Annotated in this window: 16 protein-coding genes; 12 read left to right on the top strand and 4 right to left on the bottom strand. The window is 67.6% G+C overall.

Features of this window, described 5'->3' with window-relative positions; genetic code table 11:
- The first annotated feature begins 78 nt into the window (after positions 1-78).
- Positions 79-822 carry a GAF and ANTAR domain-containing protein gene (locus tag FJV46_RS06705; RefSeq protein WP_158250144.1) on the top strand — a complete coding sequence of 248 codons (744 nt, stop codon included), beginning with the start codon at positions 79-81 and terminating at the stop codon, positions 820-822.
- A 241-nt stretch (positions 823-1063) separates the two neighbouring features.
- A complete protein-coding gene (locus FJV46_RS06700) occupies positions 1064-1837 on the top strand; it encodes a CHRD domain-containing protein (RefSeq protein WP_087028750.1) in 774 nt (257 codons plus the stop codon).
- Positions 1838-2007: 170 nt separating this feature from the next.
- On the opposite strand, the gene FJV46_RS06695 is transcribed toward FJV46_RS06700, so the two are convergent.
- A complete protein-coding gene (locus tag FJV46_RS06695) occupies positions 2008-2250 on the bottom strand; it encodes a hypothetical protein (protein WP_087028752.1) in 243 nt (80 codons plus the stop codon).
- 298 nt (positions 2251-2548) lie between these two features.
- Between FJV46_RS06695 and FJV46_RS06690 the strand changes: the two genes are divergently transcribed.
- The 4 genes from FJV46_RS06690 to FJV46_RS06675 all read left to right on the top strand — a co-directional run bounded on the left by FJV46_RS06690 (position 2549) and on the right by FJV46_RS06675 (position 4777).
- Positions 2549-2803, top strand: coding sequence for a DUF3040 domain-containing protein (locus tag FJV46_RS06690; RefSeq protein ID WP_087028753.1), 255 nt, complete (start codon positions 2549-2551; stop codon positions 2801-2803).
- Positions 2800-3216 (top strand): four-helix bundle copper-binding protein, encoded by a 417-nt coding sequence (locus tag FJV46_RS06685; RefSeq protein WP_087028755.1) that lies wholly within the window; start codon positions 2800-2802, stop codon positions 3214-3216. Before FJV46_RS06690 ends, FJV46_RS06685 begins: the two co-directional genes overlap by 4 nt.
- Before the next feature lie 98 nt (positions 3217-3314).
- A complete protein-coding gene (locus FJV46_RS06680; RefSeq protein WP_126130652.1) occupies positions 3315-3794 on the top strand; it encodes a transporter substrate-binding domain-containing protein in 480 nt (159 codons plus the stop codon).
- A 26-nt stretch (positions 3795-3820) separates the two neighbouring features.
- Positions 3821-4777 carry a cation diffusion facilitator family transporter gene (locus FJV46_RS06675; RefSeq protein WP_087028757.1) on the top strand — a complete coding sequence of 319 codons (957 nt, stop codon included), beginning with the start codon at positions 3821-3823 and terminating at the stop codon, positions 4775-4777.
- 120 nt (positions 4778-4897) lie between these two features.
- Here the strand turns inward: FJV46_RS06675 and FJV46_RS06670 are convergent, their stop codons facing one another.
- A complete protein-coding gene (locus tag FJV46_RS06670) occupies positions 4898-5164 on the bottom strand; it encodes a YrhK family protein (RefSeq protein ID WP_087028758.1) in 267 nt (88 codons plus the stop codon).
- A 349-nt stretch (positions 5165-5513) separates the two neighbouring features.
- Between FJV46_RS06670 and FJV46_RS06665 the strand changes: the two genes are divergently transcribed.
- From FJV46_RS06665 to FJV46_RS06645, 5 genes are all read left to right on the top strand, one after another.
- Positions 5514-6263: an HAD family hydrolase gene (locus tag FJV46_RS06665; RefSeq protein ID WP_087028760.1), complete on the top strand. Its 750-nt coding sequence runs from the start codon at positions 5514-5516 to the stop codon at positions 6261-6263.
- 49 nt (positions 6264-6312) lie between these two features.
- The gene (locus tag FJV46_RS06660; protein ID WP_087028762.1) at positions 6313-8793 is read left to right on the top strand and encodes a glycoside hydrolase family 65 protein; all 2481 of its coding nucleotides are present in this window, start codon (positions 6313-6315) and stop codon (positions 8791-8793) included.
- Positions 8794-9161: 368 nt separating this feature from the next.
- A complete protein-coding gene (locus FJV46_RS06655) occupies positions 9162-9563 on the top strand; it encodes a hypothetical protein (protein ID WP_087028764.1) in 402 nt (133 codons plus the stop codon).
- A gap of 257 nt (positions 9564-9820) precedes the next feature.
- The gene (locus FJV46_RS06650) at positions 9821-10291 is read left to right on the top strand and encodes a hypothetical protein (RefSeq protein ID WP_087028766.1); all 471 of its coding nucleotides are present in this window, start codon (positions 9821-9823) and stop codon (positions 10289-10291) included.
- A gap of 30 nt (positions 10292-10321) precedes the next feature.
- Complete coding sequence (locus tag FJV46_RS06645) at positions 10322-10888, top strand: hypothetical protein (protein WP_087028768.1); 567 nt, start codon at positions 10322-10324, stop codon at positions 10886-10888.
- A 3-nt stretch (positions 10889-10891) separates the two neighbouring features.
- Here the strand turns inward: FJV46_RS06645 and FJV46_RS06640 are convergent, their stop codons facing one another.
- Complete coding sequence (locus FJV46_RS06640; RefSeq protein WP_087028770.1) at positions 10892-12022, bottom strand: AI-2E family transporter; 1131 nt, start codon at positions 12020-12022, stop codon at positions 10892-10894.
- A gap of 222 nt (positions 12023-12244) precedes the next feature.
- Here FJV46_RS06640 and FJV46_RS06635 point away from each other — a divergent pair, with 222 nt between their 5' ends.
- The gene (locus FJV46_RS06635) at positions 12245-13591 is read left to right on the top strand and encodes an AI-2E family transporter (protein WP_087028771.1); all 1347 of its coding nucleotides are present in this window, start codon (positions 12245-12247) and stop codon (positions 13589-13591) included.
- 79 nt (positions 13592-13670) lie between these two features.
- Here the strand turns inward: FJV46_RS06635 and FJV46_RS06630 are convergent, their stop codons facing one another.
- Complete coding sequence (locus tag FJV46_RS06630) at positions 13671-15035, bottom strand: APC family permease (protein WP_087028773.1); 1365 nt, start codon at positions 15033-15035, stop codon at positions 13671-13673.
- Between the last annotated feature and the right edge of the window lie 187 nt (positions 15036-15222).

Raw genomic sequence — 15222 nt, 5'->3', positions numbered from 1 at the left:
GCCATGGACCGGCCCTAGGCTGATCAGTTGATCCATTCGACCGAAGCATCACCTATTTCCTGGAAAGCGGGCTCGAACGTGACTGGGCAAACCGAGACGAAAGCTGCCGGCACCGTCCTCGAACAACTCCAGGACATCCTCCTGGACAGCGAGGACATCCGTCAGTACCTGCGGCAGCTCTCCACCTACGCCGCTGATCTGCTGTCCAGGCACGGTGTCGAAGTTTTCGCGGCCGTGACGCTCATTCGGGACCGGAAACCGACGACGGTCGCCAGCAGCGGGCCGGAGGCCCAGCAACTCGACGAGGTCCAGTACCGGTTCGAGGAAGGTCCGTGCCTCACGGCGGCGCGCACCGGCCAGACCGTGCACATTCCGCACGTCGCCGATCCTTCCGTTCCCTCCCCCTATCGGGAAGCGATGCAGGCGCACGGCATCTCGACGGTGCTCGCCGTTCCCATCCTCCTCGAGGGGTCCGCCGTGAGCGCCCTCAACCTGTACGCGGCCGAGGCCGAGGTATTCGGCGACCGCGTCCTGTCCTCGGCCCAGAAGCTCGCCGAGGACGCCGCGAAGTCCCTGCATCTCGCCCTCCGGGCTGCCACCCTCTCCGAGGCCGGACACGACCTGCGTGCGGCGATGGAAAGCCGGACGACCATCGACATCGCGGTCGGGATCCTCATGGGGCAGAGCCGCTGCTCCCAGGACCGGGCGATGGAGATGCTCCGCTCCGCCTCCAGTACCAGGAACCTGAAACTGCGCGACGTCGCCCAGGCTGTCATCACCTCCGTCACGGAGGAACCCGTCGCGACGCAGTTCGACCACTGACGTTCGCGGGTACCACCAGGACCGTGGCGGTGTGGAGTGCCCGTCCTCCGCGCACGGCCGGCGGGGGTTCCCACGCGCCGGATTGCTGCCTACAGTGGGGAGAGCGGCCAGTAGTAAGTGTGCTGGTTGTTGGGTTGGTGAACTTCCGACGCGTGGTCCAGCCGCACAGGGAAGTGCGCCGACGCACTGTTTCATCGCGTTCGTATCGGGCGTGATCCCACTCGCACAGTGAAGGATTCTGATGAACAAGAGCATGCGACTTCTGACCATTCCCACCCTCGCCCTCGGGGCACTTGCACTGTCGGGTGGTTCCGCGATGGCCGCGGACGCCTCCTATTCCTCGACCCTGGGGCAGCTCAACGGCACCACCGGCACCGGCACGATCACCGTCGACGTCACGGGTGACACCGCCATGGTGAACCTGCAGGTCAACGGTCTGGCCCAGACCTTCATGGACGGGCCCTACCCGCACGTCCAGCACGTCCACGGTGGGGCGCAGGGAACCTGCCCGACGCCGGCCAATGACGAGAACGGTGACGGCATCGTGAGTACGTCCGAGGCGGCAGCACTGTACGGGGGCATCCAGACCACCCTGACCACCAGTGGCGCCACGACGCCGGCCGAGGGCCTGAACCTCGAGCTCGGCGGCCAGGGTGGCAGCTACACCATTCAGCGCGAGATCCCGCTCGACGCCGCGACCAAGGCCTCCCTCGAGTCCGGCACCGCGGTCGTCGTCGTCCACGGACTCGATCCCGCTACTGCCGGTGTGTCCGAAGAGGTCTTCAACTCCCCCAGCGATCTGAACCCGGATCTGCCGCTCGGCGCCACCTCCCCGGCACTGTGCGGGACACTCGTCGCGTCGCAGATGGGCGCGATGCCCGACGGCGGAGCTGATACCGGCGTCGCCCAGGAGACCGGCAGCACCGCAGGCGCCCTCGCGCTCGGTGGCGGACTGGTCCTGGCCGCAGCAGCCGGCGGCACCTACCTGGTCCGGCGGAACGGCGCCAAGGCCTGATCCAGGGCTCCTGACTGGCCATCGCGCCGATCACGGACACCGCGCGACGATGGATCTCCCACGGCCGCTGCTGGAATCTGCCGGTTCCAGCAGCGGCCGCGGTGATTCACACCTGGCTCAGGGCCCGGCAACGACCGGCGCCGCGGGCGAGCTGCCCGGGTCGAGTGCGCCTAGCGGATACGGCGCCGGGCCAGATCCGACCGCGTGCTGAGGATGTCCCTGACGAGCATGTACTCGTAGTGGACGCCGCTGGCGGGATGCGCCCTCTCCAGCGCTTCGTACAGGCGGTCGACTTCGACACGCAGCTCGCGCATCGGCATGCGCAGATAGTTGGGTGACTCGCCCTGGCCGGCGCCCTGGTGCTGCGCGGGCGTGGTGGTCAGGGTCGAGGACGGGGAACGGGTCGCGATCATGATCTCCACCGAAGTACGTAGCTCGGGCCCCCTGCTGAACCACTGACTAGGCATACTACCCAACCGCCCCCGCGCCTGCTCGTCGTGACGCCAGGATGACCACGTTCCACCCTGACGAGCCTGACGAGAACGCGCGCCTCCCTCGAGCCGGCATGACCACCCCACCGTCGACACGGTCGTCAATGCCTTTCCCTCCTCGGATCGGGGATGCGGACCGGTGCGCCGAACCGGTGAACTGGTAGATGCCGGGTCAATGAGGCCTGGAACCTGATCAGCTCCGAGTAGCGAGGAATGTGCCATGGCCCTGTCCGACGGCGACCGCACGGAATGGAACGAACTCGAACGCATCCTTGCGAACGACCTCGCGGGCGCGCCCTCCAGCGCCGCGGTTCCACCGCGCTGTAGAGGTGCCCTCTCCTCGCCGAGGCGCCGCAGAATTGCACTAGCGACGGTGTTCGTGGCAGGCATTGCGCTGCTCATGGCCGGTGCGTTCGCGCTCGTCCTGCCGCTGGCCCTCGCGGGAATCCTGCAAGCCCAGGGCATGCGGTCGTGAGCCGTACCCAGCAGATGACGACGACCCATCCCCGCACCGACGGGACACCGTCCCAGGACCGCCGCCGCATCGCGGCGATCAGCGCCCTCCTGGAGTGCGCGCAGGTGTGCAGCGTGTGCGCCGACGCCTGCCTTGCCGATGACGACCTGCCCCACCTGATCGCGTGCGTCCGGAGGAACCAGGATTGCGCCGACCTGTGCCGGGTCACCGCGGCGATTCTGCTGCGCCGGACCGAGCCCCATGACGCCGTGATCCAGAAACTGGCACTGACCTGCCGCCTTGCCTGCAGTGCGAGCGCCCTCGAGTGCACCGACCACGAGAACCCCCACTGCACACTCTGCACCAAGGCCTGCCGGGAGGCCGAGCGCGCCCTCACGGAGCTCCTCGAGGCCTCTGCCGCCCCAGGACAGTGAGGCACGGCGCAGGGCCACACTCCGGGCTGATCCGCACCTGCCTCGTCGCCCTGGCCATTTCCGTGACGTGGGAACTCCGGGGTGCCTACCGTCGGAGGATGGGACGAAGAATCATGCTCGTCGTGGGCCTTGCCCTGGTCCTCCCGACGACAACCGGATGCACCACGCACTTCCCGGCTGATCCCGAGGGGACCCTGACGAGTGTCGACGGCGGTACGCTGCGTGTCGGCGCATCAATCAACCCGCCTTTCGTCGAGGAGAAGGGCGAGGAGCTGACGGGCGACGAGGTGGAACTCGTCGAGGACTACGCGCTGACGCGGGACGCGGACATCGAGTGGACCGAGGGCGGTGAGGAGGAGCTGATGAGCCGCCTCGGACACGGGGAGCTGGACCTCGTGATCGGTGGACTGACGGCCAAGACGCCGTGGGCCGGCAAGGCAGGCCTGACCCGGCCCTATACCGAGACGACGGACCGCTTCGGCACCCGCCGGAAGCACGTCCTCGCGGTGCCGCTGGGGGAGAACGCGTTCCTGCTGGATCTCGACACCTTCCTGCACCACCGGGACGGCTCGCAGTGAGGGCCGATCATCGCGAGGCAGAAGGCATGCCGGAGGACGTGGAGGGCGCGCTCCGACGGGCCATCAAGCTGGAGTGGGTGACGATCGGTGTGCTGGTCGTGACCGTCAGCATCATCTTCCTCGTCCTCGGCAACTCCCAGGCGATGAAAACGGCGTGGATCGAGGACATGCTGTCCTTCATCCCGCCCATCGCCTTCCTCGTCGGCGTGCAGATCGCCGGGCGCCCGGCTTCCGTCGAGCGACCCTTCGGGCATCATCGTGCCATCGGGATCGCCCATCTTGTGGCTGCGACGGCGCTGGCCGGCATGGCCGTCTATCTGATCATCGACTCGACGATGAAGCTGATAGCTGCGGAGCATCCCACGATCGGCGGCATCACGCTCTTCGGGCAGACCTTCTGGCTGGGCTGGCTCATGATCGCCGCCATGGTGATCACCTCCGTACCTCCCGTCATCCTCGGCAGGATGAAGCTCCACCTTGCCCCACCCCTGCACAACAAGGTCCTCTTCGCCGACGCCGACATGAACAAGGCCGACTGGATGACCGGTGTCGCCGTCATCGTGGGGGTCCTCGGCATCGGGTTCGGACTGTGGTGGGCCGACGCCGCCGCGGCGATCGTCGTCTCCTTCTCCATCCTGCGCGACGGCTGGGTGAACGTACGCGCCGCCGTGAAGGGGCTGCTCGATGCCAGGGCCACCACCTACGACGACACGGAGCCCCACCCGCTCCTCCACCAGGTGCAGGACTACCTCGACGGGCTCGACTGGGCCGAGGACACGGGCGCCCGTGTGCGCGACGAGGGGCAGGTGTTCCAGGTCGAGGCGTTCGTCGTTCCCCGCCCTACGTCCTCCATCGACATCGACGCGTTGGAGAAGGTCCGGACCGGGCTGAAGAACCTCGACTGGAAAGTCAACGACGTCGTCGTCGCTCCCGTCCGGACGATCCCCGACGTGGCCCGGAAGCGTGACAGGACCACCACGTGACGCCGCGCCGATCGCCGGCGTGACTGGTCACCAGAACCCCGCCGGCCTGCTGGACCTGTTCCGCCAGGGCTGAGCTGCGCCGGCATCACCTTCGCAGGCCTGCTCGACGGCGGTAGGTCCTCAGAAATCTTCGGTGCCCGGGTGCTTCGACACGCGACCCAGGTGGATGTTCCGCGAGAGCCGGATGACCGGTCGGATGAGAAGCTCCACGGAGCCGAGAAGGAACAGCCAGGTTCCCGCGGTCGTGGTGCTCTCGTGGAAGAAGAGGATGCTTCCGACGATGAACCAGACGGCGATGAGGGCGTCATTCGCGATCGACAGTGTCTCGTAGCGGTTGTGCAGCACGAGCTTCCGCCCGCCCAGCTCGACGTCCAGATTCTGTCCCATGCAACTCCTTGGTGATGCTCGTCGGCCCGCGACAGGCGCGGGGAGGTCCAGTGATCACGCCCCGGTGAGTGTGGAGCGCCCTCCAGCCAATCATCTCCGACCCCCGGATGTCCGCGCGCGCCACCGTTCGGGCGTTCCTCACCCCGGGGACCGGCCGGGCAGGGCCACGGTCGGGGGCTAGACTGGGCCGCGCAGGGTAGCGCTTCGTCGGGGGCAGACAGTCGTGAGGCCTCGCAGTCCGACGACGCGTCCGGGCACCTCCAGACCGGTCGACGTCGACCTCCCCCGACTCCACCGGTTCCGCGCGATTGCGGCTGGCGTCCTACCCCTCTCCGAAAGCTGGCATCCCGTGCTTCCCTCCCCCGCTGCAGCCGGCCTCACGTCCGTCCAGGCGCTCCTGTTTGATCTCGACGGCGTCCTGACCCCCACCGCCGAAGTGCACATGCGAGCGTGGTCCCGGCTGTTCTCGGAGTACCTGCGCAGCAGGGGCATCGACCAGCCGTACACCGACGACGACTACTTCACGCACATCGACGGCCGACCGAGATACGACGGCGTCCGTGCGTTCCTCGCCTCGCGGGGCATCACGCTGCCCGAGGGGACGCCCGACGACGCCCCGGACCTCGAGACCGTCTGCGGCCTGGGCAACCGGAAGAACCGGACCTTCAACGACACGCTGGAGGAGCAGGGCGTCGCCGCCTATCCCGGTTCGCTCGCGCTGCTCGATGCAGCGCGGGATGCCGGGGTCGCGATGGCCGTGGTCACCAGTTCCCGGAACGGCACCGCCGTCCTCGCGGCGGCCGGACTCACCGAGCGCTTCGGCATCGTGGTCGACGGCGTGCTCTCCGCCGGAAGCGGCCTAGCCGGCAAGCCCGCACCCGACACCTATCTGTATGCGGCGGAACTCCTCGGCCTCTCCGCCGGGGCGTGCGCCGTCATCGAGGATGCCCCGTCCGGAGTCGCTGCCGGGCGCGCTGGCTCCTTCGCCCTCGTGGTCGGCGTGGACCGCGGCGTCGGCCCGGAGACGTTGAAGAGACACGGCGCTGACATCGTCATCGACGACCTCGCCGAGCTGATCCCTTTTCTCCCTGCCGGCTGACGCCCGCACCCTTTTCCGCTCGCCCGGCCCCATCCAGCACAGGACACCGATGATCTTCCCCGCAGCAGACCCCGTTGACCGAAATCACTTCCCCGTCGACGAATGGGCGCTCGTCGAGACCGATTTCGATGCCGCCCAGGCCGGCCGCAACGAGACGCTCTTCACCGTCGGCAACGGGTACCTCGGGCTGCGGGGCAACCTCGACGAGGGCAGGGACGGCTACGATGCGGGCACGTTCATCAACGGCTTCCACGAGACCTGGCCCATCCAGCACGCCGAGGAAGCCTTCGGGTTCGCGCGCGTGGGGCAGACGATCGTCAATGTGCCGGACGCGAAGATCATCCGCCTGTACGTCGACGACGAGCCGTTCATGGTCACCCGGGCGGACATCCTGCGGCACACGCGGCGCCTCGACTTCGCCGACGGCACCCTCACCCGCGAGATCGAGTGGCGGACGCCGTCGGGCAAGCACGTCCTCATCCGGTCCCGACGCATGGTCTCGTTCACCGACCGGCACCTCGCCCTGATCGACTACGAGGTGGAGATGCTCGACGCCGATGCCTCCGTCCTCATCTCCAGCCAGATCCTCAACCGGCAGGACGGCATGGACGAATACCATGTGAGCCCGGCCGGGGACGGCAGCGCCTTCGATCCGCGCAAGGCGGAGTCCTTCCGCGACCGCGTGCTTCAGCCGCGCCTCAAACGGGCCGACGGACCCCGGTACCTGCTCGGCTACAGCACCACGAACTCCCGCATGACCATTGCCTGCGGGATCGAGCACGAGTTCCGCACGGACAACGAGTGGGACCAGAGCTCGCACATCGAGGACGACCTCGCGAAGCACGTGTACCGGGTGAAGGCGAAGCCCGGCCGGCCCGTCCGACTCCTCAAGACCGTGAGCTACCACACCTCACGGAGCGTGCCGGCGCGGGAACTCGCCGACCGCTGCTGCCGGACCCTCGACCGCGCACGCGAGATGACCCTGGAGGAGCACCTCGGCCAGCAGAAGGACTGGCTCGCCGACTTCTGGGGGCGCTCCGACGTCGCGGTCGAGGGTCAGCCGGCCGTCCAGCAGGCAATCCGGTGGAACCTCTTCCAGCTCGCGCAGTCCACCGCCCGGACGGACGGCGGGGGTATCGCCGCGAAGGGCGTGTCAGGTTCCGGCTACGGGGGGCACTACTTCTGGGACACGGAGGTGTACGTCCTTCCGTTCCTGAGCTACACGGCACCCGTCGTCGCGCGCAATGCCCTCCGGTTCCGGCAGGCGATGCTGGACGCGGCCCGGTCCCGGGCCGCCGAGCTCAACCAGCGGGGTGCACTGTTCCCCTGGCGCACGATCAACGGGCAGGAATCCTCGGCCTACTACGCGGCGAGTACTGCCCAGTACCATATCGACGCCGACATCTCCTATGCCCTCATGCAGTACGTGGCAGCAACGGGCGACGACGACTTCCTGTACCGGGGCGCGGTGGACATCCTCGTGGAGACCGCACGCATGTGGGCGGACCTCGGGTTCTGGCGGAGCAACGGCGACGACAACTTCCACATCCACGGGGTCACGGGACCGGACGAGTACACGACGGTGGTGAACGACAACCTGTACACCAACGTGATGGCGCGGGCCAACCTCCGGTCCGCGGTCCATGCCGTCGATTCCCTGCGGGCCGTGGATCCTGCAGCCCACGCCCGCATGGCGGCGCGGCTCAGGCTCGAGGACGACGAACTCGTCGAATGGACGCTCGCAGCGGAGAAAATGTTCATCCCGTTCGACGAGCGCGCGGGCATCCACCCCCAGGACGCGGCCTTCCTGGACAAGGAACTCTGGGACCTGGAGAACACGCCGCCCACCAAGCGGCCCCTGCTCCTGCACTTCCACCCGCTCGTGATCTACCGCTTCCAGGTGCTCAAGCAGGCCGATGTGGTCCTGGCTCTCCTGCTGCAGGGGCACGAGTTCACCATGGAGCAGAAGCGCTCCGACTTCGAGTACTACGAGGCCCTGACCACCGGGGACTCGACACTCTCGGCCGTGGTCCAGTCGATCATCGCCGCGGAAGTGGGCTACCACGACCTCGCACTGCGCTACTTCCTCTCCTCACTGTTCGTGGACCTCGCGGACCTGCACCGCAACACGTCCGACGGAATCCACGTGGCCTCCACGGGCGGGGTGTGGAGCGCCCTGGTGTACGGTTTCGGCGGCATGCGCGACCACGGCGGGCAGATCACCTTCCATCCGCGGCTGCCCGAGACCTGGACGGCCGTCACCTTCCGGGTCATGCTGCACGGCACGAGGCTGCGGGTGGAGGTCCGGCAGGACGCCATGACGCTGACGGTGGAGACCGGCGGTCCCACCACGGTCTCGGTTCAGGGGCGGCCTGTCGCGGTGGCACCCGGGACCCCGGTGACGGTACCCCTCGACGGCCAGGGTCCGCGCCTCACCGGGACGCCCACCACGAGCGACATCGAGGGCAGCCGTCGCGCCGACGGATCACTGGTCACGGCGTCGATCCCCCGGATCACCGTCAATCCCTGACCTCGGGCGCGGTGGCTCGGCTGCCGCGATACCCGGCGTGCGCCCGGCTGATTGCCAGACTCCGGTCAGCTGATCTCGGCCCGGTCACGGGACGGTTGCGTCTTCGCAACGGATGCCGCTGTTCGTCGCCTCCCGGCTGGTAAGCGTGCTTACGGTTGTGGCTGGCGTAGAACCCAACCACACCGAGACGACGGGCCGGAAGGTGCCGCCGGACCTCACCTATCCCGAGGAGGAGTCATGGGAACGATGACCAGGAGCACCTGGATGAAGAGGGCTGGCGCCCTCGCGATCGCGCCGGCCGCAGTGCTGTCCGTTGCTGCCTGCAGCGACACGTCCGGTCCGAGCAAGGCGCCGACGTCGAAGACGTCGTGGAGGCCGACACGGAGGACAACGAGCAGGTCGCCGAAGGGGACGATGCCTATATCGGCGCCTACGACCAGTCCTGGTACGACGACAACGAGTCCTATGTCGGTGAGGAGGTGACGCTCTCGGCTGACGTCAACGAGGTCATCGATCCGACCGCGTTCACGATCGCCGGCTCCGACGACACGACGGTCGATGAACTGCTCATCGTGCACCCGGAGAACCTTCCTGAGGTGAGCCCCGAACTGACGGTCGCGGTCACCGGGACCGTGAAGGAGGACTTCGACCTCGTCACCGTCGAGGAAGAACTCGGCGTCGACCTCGACGATGCCCTGTACGAGGACCGGGACGGCGAGAACTACGTCCACGCCACCGAGATCGACGACTCCGTCGCCTCCGATTCCTGACCCCGAAACCGCAGAATCACTCGGCGCCCGCATCCGGTGCCGGCCACTGTCATCGCGTGGCCGGCACCGCAGTCACGGAGCAGAGGTGGAGTACGGGACGGCGTCGACGGCCTGACGGGCTTCCGGTTCGGAGGGTCGCCGACGAACCGTCTCGAGCGCAAGGACCCACCGCCCGACGACCGATCGGCACGCGCCGCGCACGGCAGAACGACAATTGAGCAGACCGATCCCCTCACAATCACCAGGAGACGAAGCGCATGATGAACCCATCAACCGGGACGACGACCGGACGAAAGCCTTATTTCACCCTCGCAGCTTCGCTCGCTGTTGCTTCGCTCTCCCTGACCGGCTGCTACTCCGCCGCGGAAGAGGACTGGGACGCGATCGCGGTCGGGGAAGACGGCGTCGTCGGCTCCGTGGAGCTGCGCAGCTTCCTTCTCGTCGCCGAGGACGAAGGCCGGCCCGGACGGCTCCTGGGAACACTGAACAACGAATCGGCGGAGCCCGTCGACATCACCATCACCGATGACGACGACGAAGTCCGCATCACGGTGCCCGCTGACAGCCAGTACCCGCTCGACACCAACGAGGTCATCTTCGAAACCGTCGACGATGCACCAGGGGCGCGGACCTCCATCACCGCGACCACCCCGGACGGCACTGAGGCCCTGTCCATCCCCGTCGTGGACGGAACGCTCGAACGCTACGAGCCCTACCTGCCGAACTAGCTGATCAGCATCAGAAATGAAGGAGTAGCCATGAAGCTCGAGAAGAACGCTTTCACCCGCACGATCGCCGCCGGCGCGGTGGGATGTGCCGCGCTCTGGGGAATCAGTGGGTGTTCCAACGGCGATGATGAGCTTCCGGCCATCGTCGACGTGAGCCAGGGGGCTGATGCTCCCTTGGAGGAGGACTCCGGGTCCGTTGATTCGTTTGGCGACTACACGGGTGTCTACGATCGCGAGTTCTACGACGACGTGGAGTTCTACGTGGGTGAGGAGGTCACGGTCGCGGCCATCGTGGGTGAGGTCATCTCACCGAACGTCTTCACCATCGTCGATACGGCCGGGGGCGGGGAGACGGAGGAGCCGGTCGACCTCGACGAGGTCGTCATCGAACCGCTCCTGGTCGTCCACGAGCAGGCCATTCCAGGGCTCGCCCCCGGCGTGCCCGTCGGAGTCATCGGCACGGTGCGTGAGGACTTCGACCGCGCCACGATCGAGCAGGAACTGGGGGTCGATCTGGAGGACGCTGCGGTCGAACAGGAGGAAGAACGGGCCTACATCGAGGCCACGGAGACGGCCGCTCTCACCTCGGCGGGCTGACGGTCAGTGGGGCGTGCCCGGTTCGACCGGGTGCGCGCCGCGACCGGGTTTCTCGTTCCAGGCCTTCACCGCAGCCCAGCTGACGGCGGTGGCAGGGACGGCCAGAACCGCTCCGATCACACCTCCGAGAAGAGCCCCCGCACCGAGCGCGAGGAGGATCACGACAGGATGGAGTTTGACCGCCCTGCCCATGATCAACGGCTGGAGCAGGTTGCCCTCCGTCTGCTGGACGACGACGACGGCGACTCCCACCGCAATGGCGGTACCCGCTCCACTGGTGACGTAGGCGACGAGGACGGCGAAGATCCCGGTGACTGTCGCTCCGATCACGGGGACGAACCCGCCGAGGAAGATGATCATCGTCAGCGGCAGGGCGAAGGGAACACCGAGGAAGAACATCGCCAGGCCGATGCCCGTCGCGTCGATCAGTGCGATGACCGTGGTTCCGCGGAGATATCCACCCAGGGTCACGATCACCTGGTCACCGGTGTGCTGCGTCCGCTCCAGGGTCCTTCCTGTGAGGGGCCGGGTGAAGAAGATCCACATGCTCCGGCCGTCCTTGAGGAAGAAGAACAGGACCACGATCGTCAGCAGGACCGCGGTGAACGCGTTGGCCAGCATGGACAGCGCTCCGAGGGCATCCCCGACGGAGAACCCGCCGAAGAAGGACTCCACCGCGGATTCCCGGGCCCGTCGGAGGTCGTCCTCGGTGAAGGGCAGGGTTGCTGCGAGCTGGCGCTCGATGCGCCCGAACCCGATGTCCGAATTGACCGAGATCTGGCTCCACTGCGAGGTGATCGAGTGGACGACCGCCCATCCCAGCCCGCCGATGAGGGCGATCCCTGCCAGCAGGGAAAGCCAGACAGCCGCCAGCGTCGGAACGTTCCGGCGCCGCAGGATATCGACCAGGGGGTGGATCGCGGAGGCGAGGAGCAGCGCGACGACCACGGGGACGACGATGAGCTGCAGCCGGACCAGGACCGATCCGATCGCCAGGACCGCGATCACGACGAGGGCGATCAGCAGTGCAGCCACGAGGGCTCTACCCGGGCGGGCGGCCCAGACACTGACGGGGCCCTCCGCGCGAGCGCCTGCCGAGGGTCCCGGGTCGCCCGACATCGGCTCCTGCTCCATCGTCCATCTCCGATCAGCTGTCCCGGTGGTCGGAGACACCAGGTCCGTTCCGGACAGGACCGATGATCGCGCCTCCCGCTTCCTTACCAACCTATCCTCCGGCCACGCAGCAGTCGTGGCTACACGATCTTGCCTTGACCCTCGGCCGTCGACCTGTTCGGCTGGCCACACAATCGTCGTCCACTCCTGTGCAGACAGCACACCGATCGAAAGGCCGCCACGATGAGCTCTTCCTCTTCACCGGGCACACGTTCACGCCCCTCACCCCAGCACGATCGGCAGCCGGATGCCTGGGCCGGGCCACTGGGCCGCACGGCCCATAAAGCCGCCCAGGTCCTCCTGCTGCTGGCCCTCTTCACGGTGGTCGTCTACGCGCTCCTCCAGGTCCGCCTGGTGATCATCCCCGTGCTGCTGGCCCTCATCCTCGCCTCGGCGATCGGACCGCTCGTGTCGTGGCTTCGGCGGAAAGGCCTGCCGAGCGCGCTCGCGACGGCGGTCTCCTTCGTCGCGCTCCTCGCCCTCCTGGGCGCCCTGGTGACGGGCGTCGTCTTTGCCGTCATGGGCCAGACGGACACCCTGGTGGCCAGTGCGGTCGAGGGCGTGGACCAGCTGGTGCAGTTCGTGCGGAACGGGCCGCTCCCGATCGACGACGGGCAACTCCAGGCCGCACGTGACGCCGTGGTGGACTTCGCCACCAGCAGCGCCGCCGGCACCACAGCCCTCGCCGGGCTCAGCGCCGCGACGAATTTCCTCACGGGACTTCTCCTGCTGGTCGTGATCCTCTTCTTCTTCCTCAAGGATGGTGAGCAGATCTGGGCGTTCATCCTGCGGGCGTTCACAGGGCAGCGTCTGGTCAAGGCCCGCCGGGTCGGGGACCAGACCGTCGCCGTCCTCGGCGGATACGTTCGCGGGACGGCGATCGTCGCGGCCGTCGACGCCTTCTTCATCGGCCTCGCACTGGTGATCCTCGGGGTGCCCCTGGCCCTGCCGCTGGCCGCCGTCGTCTTCATCGGTGCCTTCATCCCCATCGTCGGCGCAACGCTCGCGGGCGCCGTCGCAACCCTCGTCGCACTGGTGACCAACGGCCCGGGCACGGCACTGATCGTGCTCGTCGTCGTGATCCTCGTCAACCAGCTCGAAGGCAACCTGCTGCAGCCGGTCGTCATGGGCCACACCCTCAGCGTCCACCCTCTCGTGATCCTCGTCGCCCTCACGGCGGGCACGATCCTCGCCGGCATCATCGGTGCGATTCTCGCCGTACCCCTCACCGCCGTCGCCTGGGCCGGCATCAAGGCCTGGAACGCCGACGGCGGTGGGAGCACCGCCGATGATCCCGTGGCGGATGCGGAGACCCGGACCCTGATGGACGAGCACGGGCACGGGCCCAGCAGCACCCCGGGCAGCGATGCCCCGGACGAGGGGATACGCGACGCGGTTCGCAGTAATCTGCAGACCCTGGAGAACCGGGAACCTGTTGCCTCACGGCAGGACACCCTGGATGCTCGAGGCTCGGAGGAGAACGGCGGCAGCACTCCGGAGCACGAAGCGGACGGCGGATCGGATCGCTGAGAGCCGACCGCTGGTACTCGATCCGGTGCGAGGTGGGGCGAGCGCGGTGCCGGTAGCCGGGCCGTCCGCCGCGGGAGCTTCAGCCCGCGTGGTCCTGGTGCCGGCTCCGTCGACGGACCATGAGCCACTGGACGATGAGCAGGACGGCGGCAGTCACTGCGGTGATGATCAGGGTGAACGGGTCGGATTGCGCCCGGAGGAACAGGAACGGCACCAGGACCGCCAGATCCAGGACGATGGCGACGAACGGGACCCACGGCTTCACCTCGATCTCGTGCCTGAGGTGGCGGATGATGCCCCAGTGGATGGCGATGTCCATGGCGAGGTAGAGGATCGCCCCGAGGGACGCGATCTGCGTGAGATCGAAGAATGAGGCCATCACGATCGCGAGTCCGGCCGTGATGAGCAGCGACTGGTGGGTGGAGTGCCTCGGAAGGCCCGGTGCCTGACCCATGTCGTGGAGCATGTCGTAGAGCTTGGACACGGAGAACAGGCTCGCGATCAGGCCGGAGAGCGTGGCGATGATCGCGATGATGACGGTCAGGGTCACGCCCAGGGATCCGAAGGCCGGTTCGGCGGCCTCGGCGAGGGCGTAGTCCCTGGCGTCGACGATCTCGGGGACGGTGAGACTCCCTGTGACGGCCACGGTGATCAGGAGGTACAGGACGGTGCAGAGACCGATCGCGATCATGATCGACCGCCCGACGTTGCGTTCCGGCTTCCTCAGGTCGGCGCCCTGGTTGGTGATCGTGGTGAACCCCTTGTAGGCGAGGATGCAGAGGGTGACGCCGGCGAGGAACCCGAGCCACCCGGACTCGGGTGGAGTCCGGTCAGCCGTGGTGAAGAGCCTGCTGAGGGAGGAGAGGCCGGAGGCGAGGAGCCCGCCGATGGCGAGGACCGCGATCCCGATGATCTTCAGCGCCGCCGTCACCGTCGCCGATCGCTCCACCCACTGGTTGCCGACCAGGTTCACGAGCGCCGCGGCCGCGATGGCCAGGACAGCGAGGACGGGCACCAGGAGTGCGGAGTCCTGCAATCCGAAGGGCCGGAGGACATAGGTGCCGAAGGTCCGGCCCAGCAGGCTCTCGGCGAGAATCATCGACACGTACATGAACAGGGAGAAAGACCCGGCGATCACGCCCGGGCCGTACGCGGCCTTGAGAAGCATCGCGATCCCTCCTGAGGACGGGTTCGCTGCCGAGTACCGGATGTACGAGTAGGAACTGAAGGCGACGACGATCGCGCCGGCGAGGAACGCCCACGGCACCCAGCCGCCCGCCAGTTCCGCGACCTGCCCGACGAGAGCGAAGATACCGGCGCCGATCATCACACCCGTTCCCAGCGCCACCGACCCGACGAGAGAGAGCTTCTGCTCATCGCTGTTCCCAGCTGGTTCGTCTGGGCCGCCGGCCTGCTGGTGTTCCCGCTGGGACTTCTCGGCCATATGCTTCTCCCTGCATCCGGTGCCAGGCCGTGCTCGGACACGCCGATACCTGACGCGATCCCGGGCCTGCGATTGTCGAACCGGCATAAATCGTAAGCAGGCTGACAATTGATAGGCAAACGTCGTCACCGTATTGCAATACCCGGTGGCGTGGAGACGGTGGCGAGTCCCTCCCGGCGTCGACGGT

Source organism: Arthrobacter agilis (assembly GCF_006494655.1).
GTDB classification, from domain to species: domain Bacteria; phylum Actinomycetota; class Actinomycetes; order Actinomycetales; family Micrococcaceae; genus Arthrobacter_D; species Arthrobacter_D agilis.
Note: the sequence above shows the minus strand (reverse complement) of the source record. Positions and strands in the feature narration are given on the sequence as shown.

Bases quoted from the DNA above. Each gene is read 5' to 3' on its own strand.
- FJV46_RS06635 (WP_087028771.1), top strand. From the start codon at position 12,245: ATGAGCTCTTCCTCTTCACCGGGCACACGTTCACGCCCCTCACCCCAG.
- FJV46_RS06660 (WP_087028762.1), top strand. From the start codon at position 6,313: ATGATCTTCCCCGCAGCAGACCCCGTTGACCGAAATCACTTCCCCGTC.
- FJV46_RS06700 (WP_087028750.1), top strand. From the start codon at position 1,064: ATGAACAAGAGCATGCGACTTCTGACCATTCCCACCCTCGCCCTCGGG.
- FJV46_RS06675 (WP_087028757.1), top strand. From the start codon at position 3,821: ATGCCGGAGGACGTGGAGGGCGCGCTCCGACGGGCCATCAAGCTGGAG.
- FJV46_RS06650 (WP_087028766.1), top strand. From the start codon at position 9,821: ATGATGAACCCATCAACCGGGACGACGACCGGACGAAAGCCTTATTTC.
- FJV46_RS06680 (WP_126130652.1), top strand. From the start codon at position 3,315: ATGGGACGAAGAATCATGCTCGTCGTGGGCCTTGCCCTGGTCCTCCCG.
- FJV46_RS06640 (WP_087028770.1), bottom strand. From the start codon at position 12,022: ATGGAGCAGGAGCCGATGTCGGGCGACCCGGGACCCTCGGCAGGCGCT.
- FJV46_RS06670 (WP_087028758.1), bottom strand. From the start codon at position 5,164: ATGGGACAGAATCTGGACGTCGAGCTGGGCGGGCGGAAGCTCGTGCTG.
- FJV46_RS06690 (WP_087028753.1), top strand. From the start codon at position 2,549: ATGGCCCTGTCCGACGGCGACCGCACGGAATGGAACGAACTCGAACGC.
- FJV46_RS06695 (WP_087028752.1), bottom strand. From the start codon at position 2,250: ATGATCGCGACCCGTTCCCCGTCCTCGACCCTGACCACCACGCCCGCG.
- FJV46_RS06645 (WP_087028768.1), top strand. From the start codon at position 10,322: ATGAAGCTCGAGAAGAACGCTTTCACCCGCACGATCGCCGCCGGCGCG.
- FJV46_RS06630 (WP_087028773.1), bottom strand. From the start codon at position 15,035: ATGGCCGAGAAGTCCCAGCGGGAACACCAGCAGGCCGGCGGCCCAGAC.